Here is a 15,789-nt window from a genome sequence, read left to right as displayed (position 1 = left end):
TCCCGGTCCGATCGTGATCTCGTCGTCTCCGGCCGTCTCAGCAAGCGGACGTCGGTGACCGAAGGTCATTCACATTTATCGGAGGGTGCCCGGTTGCTCACCGGCCGCCACCGACGTCCAGCACCGCGCCCGTCGTGAATGACGAAGCTTCCGACAGCAGGAACAGCACCGCTTCGGCGATTTCCGCCGGCTGGCCGGGCCGGCCCAGCGGAATCTGCGGCGCGTACTTCGCCATCCGGTCCGGCAGCCCCGCCGCCGCGTGCAAACCCGTGGCGATCATGCCCGGCCGGACCGCGTTGACGCGGATCCCGTCCGCGGCCACTTCCTGCGCGAGCCCGAACGTCAGCGTGTCCACCGCCGCCTTGGACGCCGCGTAGTGCACCCACTCGCCGGCCGAGCCGGTGCGGGCCGCCGTCGAGGAGATGTTGACGATCGCGCCGCCATTCCCGCCGTGGCGGGCCGACATCCGGCGGACCGCCTCGCGGCAGCACAGGAACACCCCCGTCACGTTCACCTCGAGGGTGCGCCGGACGACGTCGACCTCGTAGTCCTCGAGCCGGCCCGGGGTGTTGCCGACGATCGCCGCGTTGTTGACCAGGCCGGTGACCGGCCCCAGCTCGGCCGCCGCGTCGAACAGCACGCGGACGTCGTTCTCGTCGGAGACGTCCGCGCGGAGGGCCAGCGCCTGCCGTCCGGAAGCACGCACCTGCGAAGCGACGGCTTCAGCGGGCGCCGGGTCGCCGGAGTAGTTCACGACGACGTCCTCGCCGCGCGCGGCGGCCAGCACGCAGATCGCCGCGCCGATCCCGCGGCTGCCGCCGGTGACGACGAGGGTCAAATCGCGAAGTTCGCCAGCGGCAGGTTCTCCAGCACCAGGTCGGCGCGGTCGCGCGTCTGCGAGATGAGGTCGGCGTTGCGCTGGTCGGAGCCGAGCGCGCGCTGCCGGGCCTCGACCAGCGAACGGCCGTAGCGGCGGTGGCGCGACACGAGCCGTTCGATGCGCTCGGGCTCGTCCGGCGCGAGGAACCAGGCCTCGGTGAGCAGCGGGCGGATCGCGCTCCACGGGTCGTCCGGCAGCAGCAGGTAGTTGCCCTCGGTGATGACGAGCTGGACCTCCGGCGGCACCGCGACGGCCCCGGCGATGGGTTCCTCGATCTCGCGGCGGAACTCCGGCGCGTACACCGTTTCGCGGCCTTCGGCCAGGCGGCGGATCAGGTGGTAGTAGCCCGCGGCGTCGAACGTGTCCGGGGCGCCCTTGCGCTCGGTGCGGCCGAGCCGGCGCAGCTCGACCTGCGCGAGGTGGAAGCCGTCCATGCCGACCACCGCCGCACGCGAACCGAGCGCGTTGGCCAGCGCCCAGGCGAGCGTGGTCTTGCCGGACGCGGGCGAGCCGATGATGCCGAGCACGTTGCGCTGCCCGCGCACGGTCAGCCCCTCGGCCCTGGCCAGCAGGTCGTCGAACGCCGTCATGTCCTGTTCCTTCCTGCGATCGCGGTCGTCCACGACCGCGGTCCCACATGCCGCACCCGTTCGGCGGCCACCTCGTTGGCGAAGCGGATCCGGTCCGTCACCGTCCGTTCGCGTGCCACGGCCACGGCGAGCGCGCCGTGCCAGACGTCGCCCGCTCCTAGTGTGTCCCGCGCTTCGACCGCGGGCACAGGCACCTCACCCGAGCCGCCGTCCGCAGTGGACCAGCGCACCGGGCCGGCCCCCGCGGTGGTGATGACGGTGGGGACGCCGCGCTCGTGCAGGCCGGGCTCCGGCGCGGTGAAGTGCGCGGAGCACGCGGCCACGTCGACCAGCGGGAGGAGGTCGTCGAGGACGGGTTTCCAGCTCCCGGCGTCGAGCACGACCGGGACGTCCCCGGCCGCCCGGGCGACGGACAGCGCGAGGCCGGGGTGGTGGCCGTCGACGAGCACCACGTCCGCGTCGACCGTGCCGCTCCAGGTCGCCTCGGAGCCGGCCGCATTGCGCGAGACGACCGTCCGCTCCCCGTCGCGGTCACGGACGGCGACCGCGCTGACCGGCGGCGGCTCAGGGTTTTCGGGGGCCAGGTCGACGACCCGGACGCCGTGGGCTTCGAGGTCGGCGCGGGCGAGCGCCGCCAGCGGGTGCGCACCGAGGACGGTCAGCAGGGTCGCCTCGGCACCGAGCGCGGCGGCCGTCACCGCGGCGTTCGTCGCGGGTCCCCCGGCCGCGACGTCCACCCGCAGTGACTGCACCTTCTCGCCCGGCGCCGGAAGCTCGTCGACCCGCTGGACGACGTCCACGGTGCACAAGCCCGCCAGCAGCACCTTCACTTCAAGCCGGCCACATGCGTCGCCGCGGCGGCTTCTTCCACTTCACCGTTTTCGTTGAGCCGTAAGGCACCCGTGAGCAGGCCGACGACCTGGTTCATCGAGTGCGTCTTCGGCGAGACGACCGCGACGCGCTTGCCGAGGCGGTGCACGTGGATGCGGTCGGCGATGTCGAACACGTGCGGCATGTTGTGGCTGATCAGCACGACCGGCAGGCCGCGGTCGCGGATCCGGCCGATCAGGTCGAGCACCTTGCCGGACTCGGCGACGCCGAGGGCGGCGGTGGGCTCGTCCATGATCACGGCTTTCGTGCCGAACGCGGCCGCGCGGGCCACGGCGACGCCCTGGCGCTGGCCACCGGACAGCGTCTCGACGGGCTGGCTGATCGACTTGATGTTGATGCCCAGCTCGTCGAGGATCCGCTGCGCCTCGGACCGCATGGTGGCGGTGTCGAGCTTGCGGAACAGCCCGAGCGGCCCCTTGAGCCGCTTTTCCCGGCCCAGGAACATGTTCGACGCGATGTCGAGCGCCGGCGCGACGGCGAGGTCCTGGTACACCGTCTCGATCCCGTAGTGGCGAGCGTCCAACGGGGACTTGAAGTGGACGGTCTTGCCGTCCACTTTGATCTCGCCCTCGTCGGGGATCACCGCGCCGGACAGGGTTTTGATGAGCGAAGACTTCCCGGCACCGTTGTCGCCGACCACGGCGAGCACCTCGCCGGGCAGCAGGTCGAAGTCGGCGCCGTCGATGGCGGTCACCCGGCCGTAGCGCTTGACCAGTCCGCGAGCCTGGAGGATGGGTTCACTCATGACTGCTGCTGCCTCCTCGCGATGCGGTCCACCACGACGGCGGCGATGAGCAGGGCGCCGGTGGCGAGGTCCTGGTAGTTGCCGTCGACGTTCATCTGGGTGAGCCCCGACCGCAGCACCGCCACGACCAGCGCGCCCATCAGCGTGCCGAGCACCGAGCCGCGGCCGCCGAAGAGGCTCGTCCCGCCGAGGACGACGGCGGTGATGGAGTCGAGGTTGCCGAGCTGGAACTGGTTCGGGTCGGCGTTCGGCGTCCGGCCGAGCGCCTGCCAGGCCGCGATGCCGAAGGTCAGCCCGGCCACGATGTACACCGACAGCACCGTGCGGTTGACCTTGATGCCGGACAGCCGCGCGGACTCCGGCGCGTTGCCGACCGCGTAGACGTGCTTGCCCCACGCGGTTTTCGTCAGCGCGTACCAGACGCCGAGGTACATCAGCAGCGCCAGCGTCATGCCGTAGGTGATCGGGATGCCGCCGAAGAGGTAGCGCTTGGTGCCGAGCCACTGCAGCACCCCGTCGGTCACCGGCACGGCCTGGCCGCCGGCGATCAGCTTCGACACCGCGGTCAGCATGGTGAACGTGCCGAGCGTGATGATGAACGCCGGCAGCTTGATCCGCGTGGCGAGCCCGCCGATGAAGATGCCGACGATGATCGTCAGCACCACCCCGGCGAGCAGCGCGACGAAGCCGTTCGTGCCGGCCGCGGCGAGCTTCGCCATGATCAAGGTCGCGACGACCATCGAGGCCGCGTTGGAGAGGTCGATGCCCGCGATGAGGATGACGAGCGTCTGGCCCAGCGCGAGCGTCCCGACGACGAGCGACTGCTGGACCACGGTGGACAGGTTGTCGAGGTCGAAGAAGGTGTCCGTGGCCAGCGAGAACACCACGATCGCGACGACCAGCGCGAGCGCCGGGCCGACCGCCGGGGCGCGGAGCAGGAAGTCGCCGAGTGATTCACGGTCCTTTGTAGACACTGCGGTCGCTGTTGTCACTTCTTGCCTCCCCAGCAGTTCTGCAGGCCCCAGGCCGAGTCGTGGCTCTCGATGCCGGGCAGGGGCTTGTCGGTGATCACGGCGGACCCGGTGTTCACGAAGCCGGACGGCTTCTTCCCGGTCCTGGCGTACTCGACGGCGGCGAGCACACCCTGCTCGGCCATCTTCTTCGGGAACTGCATGACGGTGGCGGCGATCTGGCCGTCCTTGACGTTCTGGACGCCTTCGCAGCCGCCGTCGATCGAGCCCATCACGATCTGCCCGGTGAGCCCACGTGCCTTGAGCGCCGCGTACGCGCCGCGGCCCATCGGCTCGTTCATCGAGTAGACGGCGTTGATGTCGGTGCTGCGCTGCAGCAGGTTCTCCATGCCCTGCTGGGCGAGGCTCTGGTCGCCGTTGGCCGCGGTGTGGCCCTTGATCTCCGGCGAGCCGTCGGTCAGCCCGATGCCCTTGAGGAAGCCGGTGTGCCGCTGGGTGTCGACCGTGCTGCCCGCCGTGCCGTCGACCATCAGCAGCTTGGGCGGGGTGCCGCCCAGCGAGGCCTTGACGTACGCGCCCTGCTGCTCGCCGGCCGCGAAGTTGTCGGTGGCGAAGGTGGCGTCGACGGCATCAGCCGGTTCGGTGGCGGTGTCGAGGGCGATGACCAGGACCCCGGCGTCGCGGGCGTCCTTGATCGCCTTGAGCACGCCGGTGGACGAGCTGGGCGTGATCAGGATGGTGTTCGCGCCCTGCTGGCGGAGGTTCTCGATGGCCCGGACCTGGCCGTCGTTGTCACCGTCGAACTGGCCGGCGAGCGCGCTGAAGTCGGCGCCGTTGGCCTGCGCGGCCGCTCTGGCGGCGTTGCGGAGTTCCACGAAGTAGGGGTTGGTGTCGGTCTTGGTGACCAGGCCGACCTTCGCCTTGCCGCTTCCGCCCGTGTTGGTGTTGCCACCCCAGTGACGCTCGACCGTGCACCCGGTCGTCGCGGCGAGGACGGCGGCCAGCGTGAGCGCGGTGAGACTTCGGTGTCTCATGGATTCCCAGCCTTTTCATGTGGAGGCTTGCCGATGGTCGGGAAGGTAGACAGACTGCTCCCTGCGCGCAAGCGTTTGCGCAAACGCTTGCCGGAAAGGATGGGTATGCCCCAGTCGAAGTCTTCGCGGCCGACCCAGCGGGACATCGCCGAGCTCGCGGGCGTGTCGATCACCACCGTCTCGCACGTGGTGAACGGGACGCGTGCGGTCGCGGAGGACACCAAGGCCGCGGTGCTGCGGGCGATCGAGACGACCGGCTACACCGGCGACGCCATCGCGCGTTCGCTGGTCACGGGCGGGACGCGGTCGATCGGGATGGCGATTTCCCTGGTGGCCAACCCGTACTTCGCGACGCTGATGCAGGCGATCGAGCGGGAGGCGTCGACGCACGGGTACACCGTCCTGCTGGCCGACACCCATGACGCCGCGGACACGGAACGTGACACCGTGCGGGCGCTGCGCTCCCGTCGCGTCGACGGCCTGCTCATCACCCCGGCACCCGGCGACGGGCCGGTGATCGGCGAGCTGGTGTCCCTGGACGTGCCGACCGTGCTCATCGACCGGCTGTCCACCCGCACCGACGTCGACCAGGTCGGCTCGGAGAACATCCAGGCGACGTCGGCGCTGACCGCGCACCTGGCAACGCTCGGGCACCGGCGGATCGGGATGATCAGCGGCGTGCCCGGGCTGTCGACGAGCGAGGAGCGGGTGCTCGGCTACCGGCTGGGCCTCGGCCGGTCCGGGCTCACCTGGTCGTCCGACCTCGTGGCCTGCGGAAACTCCTCGCGTGAGGGCGGCGCGCTGGCGTTGAGCACGCTGCTGGCGCTGCTCGAGCCGCCGACGGCGCTGGTGGTCGGGAACGACAGCATGATGGTCGGGGTGCTGCACGAAGCCCGCCGGCGCGGGCTTCGGATCGGGCGCGACCTGCCGGTGGTGGTCTACGACGACGTCGAGTGGGCGGACCTGGTCGACCCGCCGCTGACGACGATGGCGCAGCCGATCGAGGAGATCGGCCGGCAGGCGGTGCGGCTGCTGCTGGCTCGGATCAACGACCCGGCGCGCAAGGCCGAGACGGTCCGGCTGCCACCCACGCTGCGTCACCGTGAGTCGTGCGGCTGTCCACCGGTTCACTCACTTCAGTGAATCTGGGTTCCTGATATCCCCGCGCGCCCGTTCAGCGGATACCTTTCCGCTGAGCGTCTGCGAGGGCTTATGACCGCACTTTCGCCGGACCTCCGGTTGTGGGACCCCCCGGTCACCTACCGGATCGGCGTCGCGATGGGTGTGCACGCGCACCCGTACTCCGGCGAACTGCTGCGCGCCATCGGGGCAGCCGCGGCGCAGGCGGGCTGTGACGTCGTACTGGCGGACACCGAGGACACCGTGGGCGAAGAAGCCGCGGTGGTGCGCGCGCTGCGCGCGGACCTCGTGGACGGCGTGCTGCTGGTCCCCTCGGCCGGGGACGAAGCGGTGATCAACGGCCTGGTGCGGATGGGCGTGCCGACGGTGCTGCTGGATCGCGTGGCCGCGCGCAACGATGTCGACCAGGTGGGCACGGAGAACGTGCACGCGGTGGCGTCGCTGGTGCGCCACCTGACCGAGCGGCGGCACCGCAAGATCGGCCTGATCTCGGGCGAGGAGGGCCTCGAGGTCAGCCGCGAGCGTGTCCGCGGCTACCGGCTCGGGCTGGAGCAGGCGGGCCTGCGCTTCAACCGCGAGCTGGTGGAGTGCGGGCTGTCGACCTCGGGCGGCGCCACCCGCGCGACGGCCAAGCTCCTCGACGGCTGGCCGTCCCCGACGGCCCTGGTGGTGGCGGACGAGTCGATGCTGGTGGGCGTGCAGTACGAAGCCCACCGCCGCGGGATCCGCATCGGCTCGGAGCTGGCGGTGGTGGGGTACGGCGACATGGACTGGGCCCGCCGCGTCAGCCCGGCCGTGACGACGCTGGTCCAGCCGGTCGCGGACCTGGGCCGCCGGGCGGTTCAGTTGCTGATGTCCCGCATGGCCGATCCGGACCGGCCGCCGGAATCGGTGTGGCTGACCCCGAAATTCCTGCACGGCGCCTCCTGCGGCTGCTGAACTGGTGAGGTGATCCGCCTCGCGCACACCGCCGACCTGCCCGCAGCCACCCGCACCCTGCTCGACGATGCCTTCGAAGGCAACTTCTCCGACACCGACTGGGAGAACGCCCTCGGTGGCACGCATGCTCTCGCCTTCGACGACACCGAACTGGTCGGACACGCCGCACTGGTCCAACGACGGCTCCTGCACGGCGGGCGCGTGCTACGCGCCGGGTACGTCGAGGGCGTGGCCGTTCGCGCCGACCACCGTCGGCGGGGTTGCGCGAGCGCGCTGATGACCGCGCTGGAACGGCTGCTGCCCGGGTACGACCTCGGCGCGCTCTGTGCTGCGGAGGAAGCCGTGACGCTGTACGAGGGCAGGGGCTGGCAGCGGTGGCGTGGGCCCACCTTTGCACTGACGCCGGACGGGGTTCGCCGCACCGCCGACGAGGACGGCGGGGTGTATGTGTTCCCCGGCCAGGCGGCGCTCGACCTCGACGGCGGGCTAACCGCCGATTGGCGGGCCGGCGACCTCTGGTGACAGCGTCGCCGCGGCTTCCAGGAGCATCCAGCCGCCCACCTGGACCGACATGTCCCGCTCCGGGGCGTCTTCGGGCAATGGCCAAGGCGCCGGGCGGTCCCAGTACGCGCTGAACAGCGGCCCCTCCGGCGTGGCCGCGGCCCCCGACCAGCAGGCCTCCGCCGACGTCAGCACCAGCGAGCGGGCCACCGAAGCTTCCGGGCCCGGCAGGGAACGAGCTGCCAACGCCAGGTACCGGGCCAGGATCGCCGCGAACAACCCGCCGTCGCCGCCGCCCTGGCCGCGGATGACTCCGCCGGGTGCGCAGTGCTCCGCCACCGCGCGGACCGTTCGCGCCGCATTGTCCACTTCGGACAACTCAAGGCACGCCCCGAGGTACACCCCTTGGCAGTAGCTGTAAATGTGCTTCACCAGCTCGCCCGTGTCCGCACGGATCCCGTCCCAGACCAAGCCGGACGCCGGATCGACCAAAGTGGACGAAAGCCAATCCGTCATGGCGCGAGCGCGGGACACGTTGCCGGACCGGGCGTGGAAGATCGCCGCCGGGCCGTTGGCCGGGGCGTTCTTGAAGTCGTCGCCGCGGCGCCACCAGATGCCGCCGCCCACCGCCGGCGTCCAGCCCGACAGGAGCTGGGTGTCGATCGCCGCCACGGCCGGGCCGACGTCGATGCCCAGCGCGGAAACCCGTTGCAGCGCAAGGCCCAGCCACGCGATGTCGTCGTAGTAGTCGTTCGTCCAGCGGCCGAAGTTGCGCAACCGCACCGATCGGACGAACGACCGGATCAACGCCAGGCGCTTCGGCGAAGGAGCGCGCAGCTGGGCGTCGACCAGCGTGTCCAGCAGGTGCGCCTGCCACCAGTAGTTCCAGTGCCAGTGCAGCCGCTGGTCCACCGCGGCCGGCCAGCGGCTGCGGCCCAGGACCGTGCCGGGCAGCGCCCACACCCGGCGCAGGTGCCGCGAAGTCACCGCGCGTTCCGCGGCCGAGACGTCCATGACGCAATCGTGCCTTGCCGATCGACATACCGCTCGGTATGTTCGGTGGTCATGACGACCGCCCACCTCACCTGCCCGCTGTGCGAAGCCACCTGCGGCCTGGAGGTGACGCTCGACGCGAACCAGCGGGTCACGCGCGTCCAAGGGGACGACAAGGACGTCTTCTCCCGGGGATACATCTGCCCCAAGGGCGCGTCGCTCGGCGCGCTGCACCACGACCCCGACCGGCTGACCGCCCCGCTGCTCAAGCGCGACGGCGAGTTCGTCGAGGTCAGCTGGCAGGAGGCGTACGACGAGATCGCCCGCCGTCTCCCGCCGATCATCGAACAGCACGGCCGGGACGCCGTCGCGGTGTACGCGGGCAACCCCGGCGTGCACAACATCGCGCTGACGCTCTACGGCCGCGTGCTCTACAAAGCGTTGGGCACCAAGAACTTCTACAGCGCGACATCGGTCGACCAGCTGCCGAAGCACTTCTCCGCCGGCACGATGTTCGGCGACCCGCTCGCCATCCCGGTGCCCGACCTCGACCGGACGCGGCACCTGCTGATCCTCGGCGCCAACCCGCTCGTCTCCAACGGCAGCCTGATGACCGCGCCGGACATCCGCGGGCGGCTGCGCGGGATCCGCGACCGCGGCGGCAAGATCGTCGTCGTCGACCCGCGGCGCACCCGCACCGCCCAGTTCGCCGACGAGCACCACGCCATCCGGCCCGGCACCGACGCGCTGCTGCTGTTCGCGCTGGTCAACGTCCTGTTCGCGGAAAACCTCGTCGCACCAGGACGACTCGCGGAGCACCTCAACGGCCTCGACGACGTCCGGGACCTGGCTCAGCCGTTCACGCCGGAGGCCGTCGCCCCGCGCACCGGCATCGACGCGGCCGAGATCCGCCGGATGGCCCGGGAGCTCGCCTCCGAGCAGGCCGTGGTCTACGGCCGGATCGGCACCACGACGCAGGCGTTCGGCACCATCGCGAGCTGGCTGGTCGACGTCCTCAACGTGCTCACCGGCCACCTCGACTCCCCGGGCGGCGCGATGTTCCCGCTGGCCGCGTGCCAACCCACCGGGAACCGGCGGCCGTTCGCCGTCGGGCGCTGGCGCAGCCGGGTGCGCGGCCTCCCCGAGGTCGTCGGCGAACTGCCGGTCGCGACGCTCGCCGACGAGATCGAAACCCCGGGCGAGGGCCAGGTCCGCGCGCTGATCGCGGTCAGCGGCAACCCCTGCCTCAGCACGCCGAACGCCGGACGGCTGGCCGCGGCGGTGGCCGGCCTCGACTTCATGATCTCCGTCGACGTGTACCTCAACGAGACGTCCCGCCACGCCGACGTCATCCTGCCCGGCCCGTCACCGCTCGAACGCCCGCACTTCGACCTGGCCTTCTACCAGCTGTCCATCCGCAACGTCGCCAACTGGACGCCCGCGACGCTGCCGTCAGCGCTCCCGCAGGAGTGGGAGACGATGCTCCGGCTCACCGGCATCGTCGCCGGCCAGGGCCCGGAGGCCGACGTCGCGGCGCTCGACGACTTCGTCGCCGCGGAGACCGCGCGCCGCAACGGGCTCGACGTCGCCGTCGCCGGAGAGCGCACCGGGCCCGCACGCCTGGTCGACCTGCTGCTGCGCGCCGGCCCCTACGACGTCACGCTGGCCGACCTCGAAGCCGCGCCGCACGGGATGGACTTCGGGCCGTTGAAGCCGCGGATCCCCGAGGTGCTGTGCACGGCGTCCGGCCGGATCGAACTCGCGCCCGAGCCGGTCGTCGCCGACGTCCCGCGCTTGCGGGAAGAACTCGCGAAGACCGTGGAAGCCGGCCTGGTGCTGATCGGGCGGCGGCACCTGAGCTCGAACAACTCGTGGATGCACAACCTGGCCCCGCTGGTCCGCGGCGGCAACCGGTGCACCGTCCAGGTCCACCCCGCCGACGCGAAGCGGCTGGGCCTCACCGACGGCGGCCTCGCTTCGGTGACGTCCCGCGCCGGAAAACTGCAGGTCCCGGTCGAGGTGACCGACGAGATCCGGCCCGGCGTCGTCAGCATCCCGCACGGCTGGGGCCACGACGTCGAGGGCTCGCGGACGCGGGTGGCGCGGGCGAACCCTGGGGTCAACTCGAACCTGGTCGCCGACGAAACACTGCTGGACGTTCCGTCCGGAACGTCGGTGTTGAACGGGATTCCGGTCGAGGTCGCCCCCGCCTGACGCTTGACACCGGGGTGGGCGCTGCCGCATTCTCGGCTCGGATGTTGACGTAAACATCGATCTTCACCCGCGCGCCCCTCGGACATCGGAGTTCGTATGAAGCGCTTTGGCACCCGTATCTGGCTACGCGCCGCGATGGCCGCGGCACTCGCTGTCCCCCTGCTCGCCGTCCCGCAGAGCGCCGCCGCCGCCACCAACAGTTTCCGCGGCGTCAACTGGGCGGACGCCCGCGACAACTACGTGGACGGCTGGGTGATCCCGACCGGCCTCGCCGCCGGGGACAGCTACGCGAGCGTGCGCAGCAAGGCGGACGGCATCATCACCGGCTTCCAGCAGAAGCTGGGCGCGAACACCGTGCGGCTGCCGATCAACCCGCAGAGCGTCAATTCGGACTGGTGGGGGCGGTACAAGGGGGCCGCCGACTCGGCCCTGTCCCACGGCATGAAGGTCATCTTCGGCTACTGGGAAGCGAACAAGGACGGCTTCGTCGACGACGGAGGCGCCTGGAACACCATGTGGGACAAGGTCACCGCCGACTACGGCGGCAACGGCAACGTGTACTTCGAGCCGATGAACGAGCCGTTCGGCTACAGCCTGAGCGCCTGGGTGTCGCTCTGCTCGACCTGGTTGTCCCGGCACTCGAGCATCCCGCGCGGCCGGGTGCTGATCAGCGGCACCGGCTACAACGACAACGTGACGGGCGTCGGCGCGGCGAGCGCGTTGTCCGGCACGCTGCTGTCGCTGCACTTCTACGGCTTCTGGGCCTCGGACACGACCCGCTCGGCGTGGACGACCAACCTCAGCAACCGGCTCGGGTCGTACTCGTCCCGCACGATCATCGACGAGGCCGGTGCCCCGATGACGACCGGCCTGAACTACTCGGCCGGGCACCAGGACGGCAACAACTTCACCGCGTACTTCGCCGCCACCACGGATCTGACGCGGTCCCGGCAGATGGGTGTCGTCTACTGGCCCGGCCTGCGCTCCGGGGACACGTACTCGATCACGCGCCAGAGCGGCAGCGGCCTGGAGGTCAACAACGCGACGGGCGTGGCGCAGCTGCGCTGGGGCTGGGGCCTGTAGGCCTCACCAGGCGCGGCCGAGGTCGGCGTGCTGCCGGATCCAGGCGTGCATGACGATCCCGGCCGCGACCCCGGCGTTGATCGAGCGGGTCGTGCCGAACTGGGCGATCGACACCACCAGCGACGCGGCTTCCTGCGCCTGCGGGGACAGCCCCGGCCCTTCCTGGCCGAACAGCAGCACGCAGTCGCGCGGGATCTCGGCCGTCTCGACCGGCTGGGAGCCCGGCGTGTTGTCCACCGCGACGACGGCGAGGCCGTGCCCGGCCGCGAAGGCGATCAGGCCGTCGACGTCGTCGTGGTGGCGGAGGTGCTGGTAGCGGTCGGTCACCATGGCCCCGCGCCGGTTCCAGCGGCGGCGGCCGACGATGTGCACCTCGGCCGCGGCGAACGCGTTGGCCGTCCGGACCACGGTGCCGATGTTGTGGTCGTGCTGGAAGTTCTCGATCGCCACGTGGAAGGGGTGCCGCCGGCTGTCCACATCGGACACGATCGCCTCGCGGCGCCAGTAGCGGTAGGCGTCGACGACGTTGCGGCGGTCGCCCTCGCGCAGCAGCTCGGGGTCGTACCGCTCGTCCGTGGGCCACGCACCCGGCCAGGGGCCGACGCCGACCTCTTCGCGGCTCACCCACTCAGTGGGTCCGGGTAGTGTGTTCACCCGGCGATTGTCGCCTAGCCGAGGTGGACGGGACGCACGTGGGTTTCTTCGGCGTCGTGGCGGTGGCGCCAGCGGTGGTAGACGCCCACGTAGGAGTAGGCGACCACCCCGATCGCGCCGATGCCGACCGCCGGCAGCCACGACTGCGGGAACACCGTGCCGTACAGGTAGTAGGCGTTGAACCCGCCGGGCAGGTCGCCGAGGCCCTGCTGGTGCCGGAAGTAGTTCTCCAGCGCGGTGAACGGGCACGGCACCGGCGCCACGTTGACCAGGATGCCCCAGGCCAGCCCGAGCAGGTGGACGAAGATCAGCTTCGGCCAGCGCCACGCCACGAATCCGCCGAAACCGATGAGCAGCAGCGCCAAGATGTGCACCGCGACGGTCACGTCGGCCAGGAATTTCGCCATCGCACCCCCTCCACCGATCCCCCTACCAGCGACTTTACTCCGCCGGCCGGCGTCGTCCGCCCTGAGGAATGCCCAGCCGTGTGATTTTTAACCCAGCGGAGCAATCGGTTCACCTGCGCGGTGACGGAGGGGTTACGCCCGGTGGAAATTCCGGCGGCCGCTTGGCGGGGTACCGCGTCGGCTCCTCGTGCGGGTACTGGTCCGGCGCGCCGTCCGGTTTCTTCCGGTTCGGGTCGGCTGGGTGCTGCGGCTCCGGCGGCTCGCCGGGCGTCGACGGCTCGTCCATGCGCTCGACGGTACGCCCGGGTCCCGCCCGCGCCGCGCGGATTTCGCCGTCAGCCGAACGCCGCGCCGTCGAGGTCGGTGACGACCAGGCGCAGCCGCGCGTTCTCCCACTCCGTGCCCGCCAGCACCGGGCGCACGGCTCGCGCCGCCCGGTCCAGCAGCGGCGGGATCGGCAGCCGGGTCGCGATCAGCCGGACCTGGACCACCTCCGGGCTCAGGTCCACCGCCATCCCCTCCCGGCCCATCGGCAACGACGGGGTCGCCGGCCGGAGGCCGGCCACCTCCGCGAGCGCGCCGACGATCCGCTCGACGGCTTCCTCGGCGGTCACCGGGCTTCCGGCTCGATGTCCAGAATGGACACCGTCACCTCGGCGACGACCAGGCCGGTCTGCTCGGCCACGAACCGCGTCACCGCGCGCTGGACCGCCCGGCCCACCGCCGCCGCCTGGTCGGCCGCCGCCGTGACGAGGTCGATCTGGACCGTCACCCGGCCGTCGGTGGTGCGGACCCGGACGCCGTCCGCCGGCGCCGGGTCGAGGCCCTTCCAGCGCTGGCGGGCCGCGCGCGTCCACGCCGTCACCAGGCCGCGCAGGCCCGGTTCGAGGCGCACCACCCCCGGTGTGGTGATCGCCGCCCGCGCCGCCACGCCGGCGATCACCGGATCGGCGATGACGTACTCAGCGCTGTCGACGCTCATTCCCCTGGCTCCCCATACACGTCGTCCACCAGCAGGTCGAGCTTCGTCAGCGTCAGGCCCACGCGGGCCGCGGCCGCCGCGGTCACCCGCTCCCGCACCTTCGCCAGCGCCGTCCCACCGGCGGCGTTCCGCAAGCTCACCGCGAGGGTGAGTTCCACCTCGACCCCGCCCGGGACGGCCCGCAGCCGGCACCGTCGCGCCCGGACGCCGTCGACGGTGTCCGCCGCGTACCGCAGCACCGACGCCACGGCCTGCTCGCTGACCTCGACGAACCCGGGTTCCGGGGTCGGCAGGCGCACCATCGAGCCGCGCCGCACCTCGGCGCGCACCGCCGACATGATCCGCCCGAACAGGTCCGGCGATGGCGCGTCCTCCGCGGCCGCGAGCTCGGAAGTGGCCTCGCGCAAGGCCAGCAGGCTCTCGCGCGCGGCCCGGCAGTGCGGGCAGGTCAGTTCGTGCTCGTCGGCCAGCCCGGCGCCGACCGCGTCGAGCCGCTCCCACACCTGCTCGACATCGCGTTCGCAGGGCAGCTCGTAGTCCGTCATCGCCACGGCTTCATCACCTCCGCCAGCTGGGCCCGGGCACGCGCGATCCGGCCGCGGACCGCGGTCGCGTTGACGCCGACGATTTCGCCGATCTCGTCGTAGGACCGGCCGTGCACTTCGCGCAGCAGCCAGCACGCTCGCTGCTCGGGAGTCAGCTGGTCCAGCGCCGCGGTCAGCGCCGCGAGCTGGCTGCTCACCTGGGCGGCCCGCTCCGGCTGGAGGTCGGCCCGCGGCGACTCGGCGGTGTCGAGGTCGACGTCGGCCCGGGGCCGCCGCGCGCGGATCGCGTTGAGACAGCGGTTCGTGGTGGCCCGGTAGAGCCAGCCGACGAACGCGGCGTCCTCGCTGAGCTGGCCGAGCTTGCGCCAGGCGGTGAGGAACACCTCCTGCACGACGTCCTCGGCGTCACCGCGGTGGGCGAGCATCTTGACGGCGAGCCGGAACATCGGCCCCTGGTAGCGCAGCACGAGCTGCTCGTAGGCCCGGACGTCACCGTCCCGCGCCCGGCCGACGAGAGTCACGTCGTCGAGCGGCGTAGTCGTCGTCACGGCACCTCCTCGCGGGGAGGACACCGGCGGGCGGAAAACGTCACGCGGTGATTCTGGGTGACGGCGGCGACCGGGGCGAATCCACGGATCCGCCCCGGTGGCGCTCAGTCGAGGCCGAGGTCGTCCTTGCCGAGGACGTACCGGTACTCGAGGCCTTCCTTCTCGATGGCCTCGCGCGCGCCGGTGTCGCGGTCGACGACCGTCACGACGCCGACGACGTTCGCGCCCGCTTCACGCAGGGCCTCGACCGCCGTCAGCACGCTGCCGCCCGTCGTGGAGGTGTCCTCGACCGCCAGCACGCGCTGGCCGCGGACCTCCATGCCCTCGATGCGCCGCTGCATGCCGTGTTCCTTGACCGACTTGCGGACGACGAACGCGTCCAGCACGACCCCGTCGGACGCCGCCGAGTGCAGCATCGCCAGCGCGACCGGGTCGGCGCCGAGCGTCAGGCCGCCGGCCGCCACGTAGTCCCAGTCCGCGGTGAGCTGGCGCAGGAGCTTGCCGATCAGCGGCGCGGCCGCGTGGTGCAGCGTCGCCCGCCGGAGGTCGATGTAGTAGTCGGCTTCCTTGCCGGACGCCAGGGTCACTTTTCCGTGCACCACGGAAAGATCGGTGACCAGCCTGGCCAGTTCGAGTTTCGCCGCTTGATCCAACCCGGGGTTCGCCACGGCC

At 71.6% G+C, this 15,789-nt stretch carries 19 protein-coding genes; 5 read left to right on the top strand and 14 right to left on the bottom strand.

Annotated elements, in window-relative coordinates; genetic code table 11:
* Positions 1–97: 97 nt before the first annotated feature.
* The 6 genes from ACFVYA_RS00530 to ACFVYA_RS00505 are packed head-to-tail and all read right to left on the bottom strand — an operon-like array spanning position 98 to position 5,111.
* Complete coding sequence (locus ACFVYA_RS00530) at positions 98–838, bottom strand: SDR family oxidoreductase (RefSeq protein ID WP_387040705.1); 741 nt, start codon at positions 836–838, stop codon at positions 98–100.
* Positions 835–1,470: a nucleoside/nucleotide kinase family protein gene (locus ACFVYA_RS00525; RefSeq protein WP_013230842.1), complete on the bottom strand. Its 636-nt coding sequence runs from the start codon at positions 1,468–1,470 to the stop codon at positions 835–837. The genes ACFVYA_RS00530 and ACFVYA_RS00525 overlap by 4 nt, the downstream gene beginning before the upstream one ends.
* A complete protein-coding gene (locus tag ACFVYA_RS00520) occupies positions 1,467–2,294 on the bottom strand; it encodes a PfkB family carbohydrate kinase (RefSeq protein ID WP_387040965.1) in 828 nt (275 codons plus the stop codon). Before ACFVYA_RS00520 ends, ACFVYA_RS00525 begins: the two co-directional genes overlap by 4 nt.
* Before the next feature lie 2 nt (positions 2,295–2,296).
* Positions 2,297–3,106: an ATP-binding cassette domain-containing protein gene (locus ACFVYA_RS00515; RefSeq protein WP_285987298.1), complete on the bottom strand. Its 810-nt coding sequence runs from the start codon at positions 3,104–3,106 to the stop codon at positions 2,297–2,299.
* Entirely contained in the window at positions 3,103–4,098 is a 996-nt protein-coding gene (locus ACFVYA_RS00510; RefSeq protein ID WP_285987299.1) for an ABC transporter permease, read from the bottom strand. Before ACFVYA_RS00510 ends, ACFVYA_RS00515 begins: the two co-directional genes overlap by 4 nt.
* On the bottom strand, positions 4,095–5,111 hold the full coding sequence (locus ACFVYA_RS00505; RefSeq protein ID WP_387040700.1) for a substrate-binding domain-containing protein: 1,017 nt from the start codon (positions 5,109–5,111) through the stop codon (positions 4,095–4,097). The genes ACFVYA_RS00510 and ACFVYA_RS00505 overlap by 4 nt, the downstream gene beginning before the upstream one ends.
* Before the next feature lie 105 nt (positions 5,112–5,216).
* Here ACFVYA_RS00505 and ACFVYA_RS00500 point away from each other — a divergent pair, with 105 nt between their 5' ends.
* The 3 genes from ACFVYA_RS00500 (at position 5,217) to ACFVYA_RS00490 (ending at position 7,712) form a co-directional block, all read left to right on the top strand.
* Positions 5,217–6,254: a LacI family DNA-binding transcriptional regulator gene (locus ACFVYA_RS00500; RefSeq protein ID WP_387040698.1), complete on the top strand. Its 1,038-nt coding sequence runs from the start codon at positions 5,217–5,219 to the stop codon at positions 6,252–6,254.
* A 69-nt stretch (positions 6,255–6,323) separates the two neighbouring features.
* Complete coding sequence (locus tag ACFVYA_RS00495) at positions 6,324–7,190, top strand: LacI family DNA-binding transcriptional regulator (RefSeq protein ID WP_387040695.1); 867 nt, start codon at positions 6,324–6,326, stop codon at positions 7,188–7,190.
* Between the two features lie 9 nt (positions 7,191–7,199).
* Positions 7,200–7,712 (top strand): GNAT family N-acetyltransferase, encoded by a 513-nt coding sequence (locus tag ACFVYA_RS00490; RefSeq protein ID WP_387040692.1) that lies wholly within the window; start codon positions 7,200–7,202, stop codon positions 7,710–7,712.
* Here the strand turns inward: ACFVYA_RS00490 and ACFVYA_RS00485 are convergent.
* Positions 7,677–8,705 carry a glycoside hydrolase family 76 protein gene (locus ACFVYA_RS00485; RefSeq protein ID WP_387040689.1) on the bottom strand — a complete coding sequence of 343 codons (1,029 nt, stop codon included), beginning with the start codon at positions 8,703–8,705 and terminating at the stop codon, positions 7,677–7,679. The genes ACFVYA_RS00490 and ACFVYA_RS00485 overlap by 36 nt on opposite strands.
* Positions 8,706–8,756: 51 nt before the next feature.
* On the opposite strand from ACFVYA_RS00485, the gene ACFVYA_RS00480 reads away from it, so the two are divergent.
* Together ACFVYA_RS00480 and ACFVYA_RS00475 are read left to right on the top strand one after the other, a co-directional pair.
* Positions 8,757–10,898, top strand: coding sequence for a molybdopterin-dependent oxidoreductase (locus tag ACFVYA_RS00480; protein ID WP_387040686.1), 2,142 nt, complete (start codon positions 8,757–8,759; stop codon positions 10,896–10,898).
* A 96-nt stretch (positions 10,899–10,994) separates the two neighbouring features.
* Complete coding sequence (locus ACFVYA_RS00475) at positions 10,995–11,981, top strand: cellulase family glycosylhydrolase (protein WP_387040683.1); 987 nt, start codon at positions 10,995–10,997, stop codon at positions 11,979–11,981.
* 3 nt (positions 11,982–11,984) lie between these two features.
* On the opposite strand, the gene ACFVYA_RS00470 is transcribed toward ACFVYA_RS00475, so the two are convergent.
* From ACFVYA_RS00470 to pyrE, 7 genes are all read right to left on the bottom strand, one after another.
* A complete protein-coding gene (locus ACFVYA_RS00470; protein ID WP_387040680.1) occupies positions 11,985–12,635 on the bottom strand; it encodes a TrmH family RNA methyltransferase in 651 nt (216 codons plus the stop codon).
* Positions 12,636–12,649: 14 nt separating this feature from the next.
* Entirely contained in the window at positions 12,650–13,042 is a 393-nt protein-coding gene (locus tag ACFVYA_RS00465) for a DUF2784 domain-containing protein (protein WP_387040678.1), read from the bottom strand.
* A 335-nt stretch (positions 13,043–13,377) separates the two neighbouring features.
* Positions 13,378–13,656 carry a hypothetical protein gene (locus ACFVYA_RS00460; RefSeq protein ID WP_387040675.1) on the bottom strand — a complete coding sequence of 93 codons (279 nt, stop codon included), beginning with the start codon at positions 13,654–13,656 and terminating at the stop codon, positions 13,378–13,380.
* On the bottom strand, positions 13,653–14,024 hold the full coding sequence (locus ACFVYA_RS00455; RefSeq protein WP_285987309.1) for an Asp23/Gls24 family envelope stress response protein: 372 nt from the start codon (positions 14,022–14,024) through the stop codon (positions 13,653–13,655). The genes ACFVYA_RS00460 and ACFVYA_RS00455 overlap by 4 nt, the downstream gene beginning before the upstream one ends.
* Positions 14,021–14,575 (bottom strand): Asp23/Gls24 family envelope stress response protein, encoded by a 555-nt coding sequence (locus tag ACFVYA_RS00450; protein WP_387040673.1) that lies wholly within the window; start codon positions 14,573–14,575, stop codon positions 14,021–14,023. Before ACFVYA_RS00450 ends, ACFVYA_RS00455 begins: the two co-directional genes overlap by 4 nt.
* The gene (locus tag ACFVYA_RS00445) at positions 14,566–15,117 is read right to left on the bottom strand and encodes an RNA polymerase sigma factor (protein WP_285987311.1); all 552 of its coding nucleotides are present in this window, start codon (positions 15,115–15,117) and stop codon (positions 14,566–14,568) included. Before ACFVYA_RS00445 ends, ACFVYA_RS00450 begins: the two co-directional genes overlap by 10 nt.
* Before the next feature lie 104 nt (positions 15,118–15,221).
* The gene (gene pyrE, locus ACFVYA_RS00440; RefSeq protein WP_285987312.1) at positions 15,222–15,785 is read right to left on the bottom strand and encodes an orotate phosphoribosyltransferase; all 564 of its coding nucleotides are present in this window, start codon (positions 15,783–15,785) and stop codon (positions 15,222–15,224) included.
* Positions 15,786–15,789 lie beyond the last annotated feature (4 nt).

This window comes from Amycolatopsis sp. NPDC058278 (assembly GCF_042881395.1).
Lineage (GTDB): Bacteria > Actinomycetota > Actinomycetes > Mycobacteriales > Pseudonocardiaceae > Amycolatopsis.
Note: the sequence above shows the minus strand (reverse complement) of the source record. Positions and strands in the feature narration are given on the sequence as shown.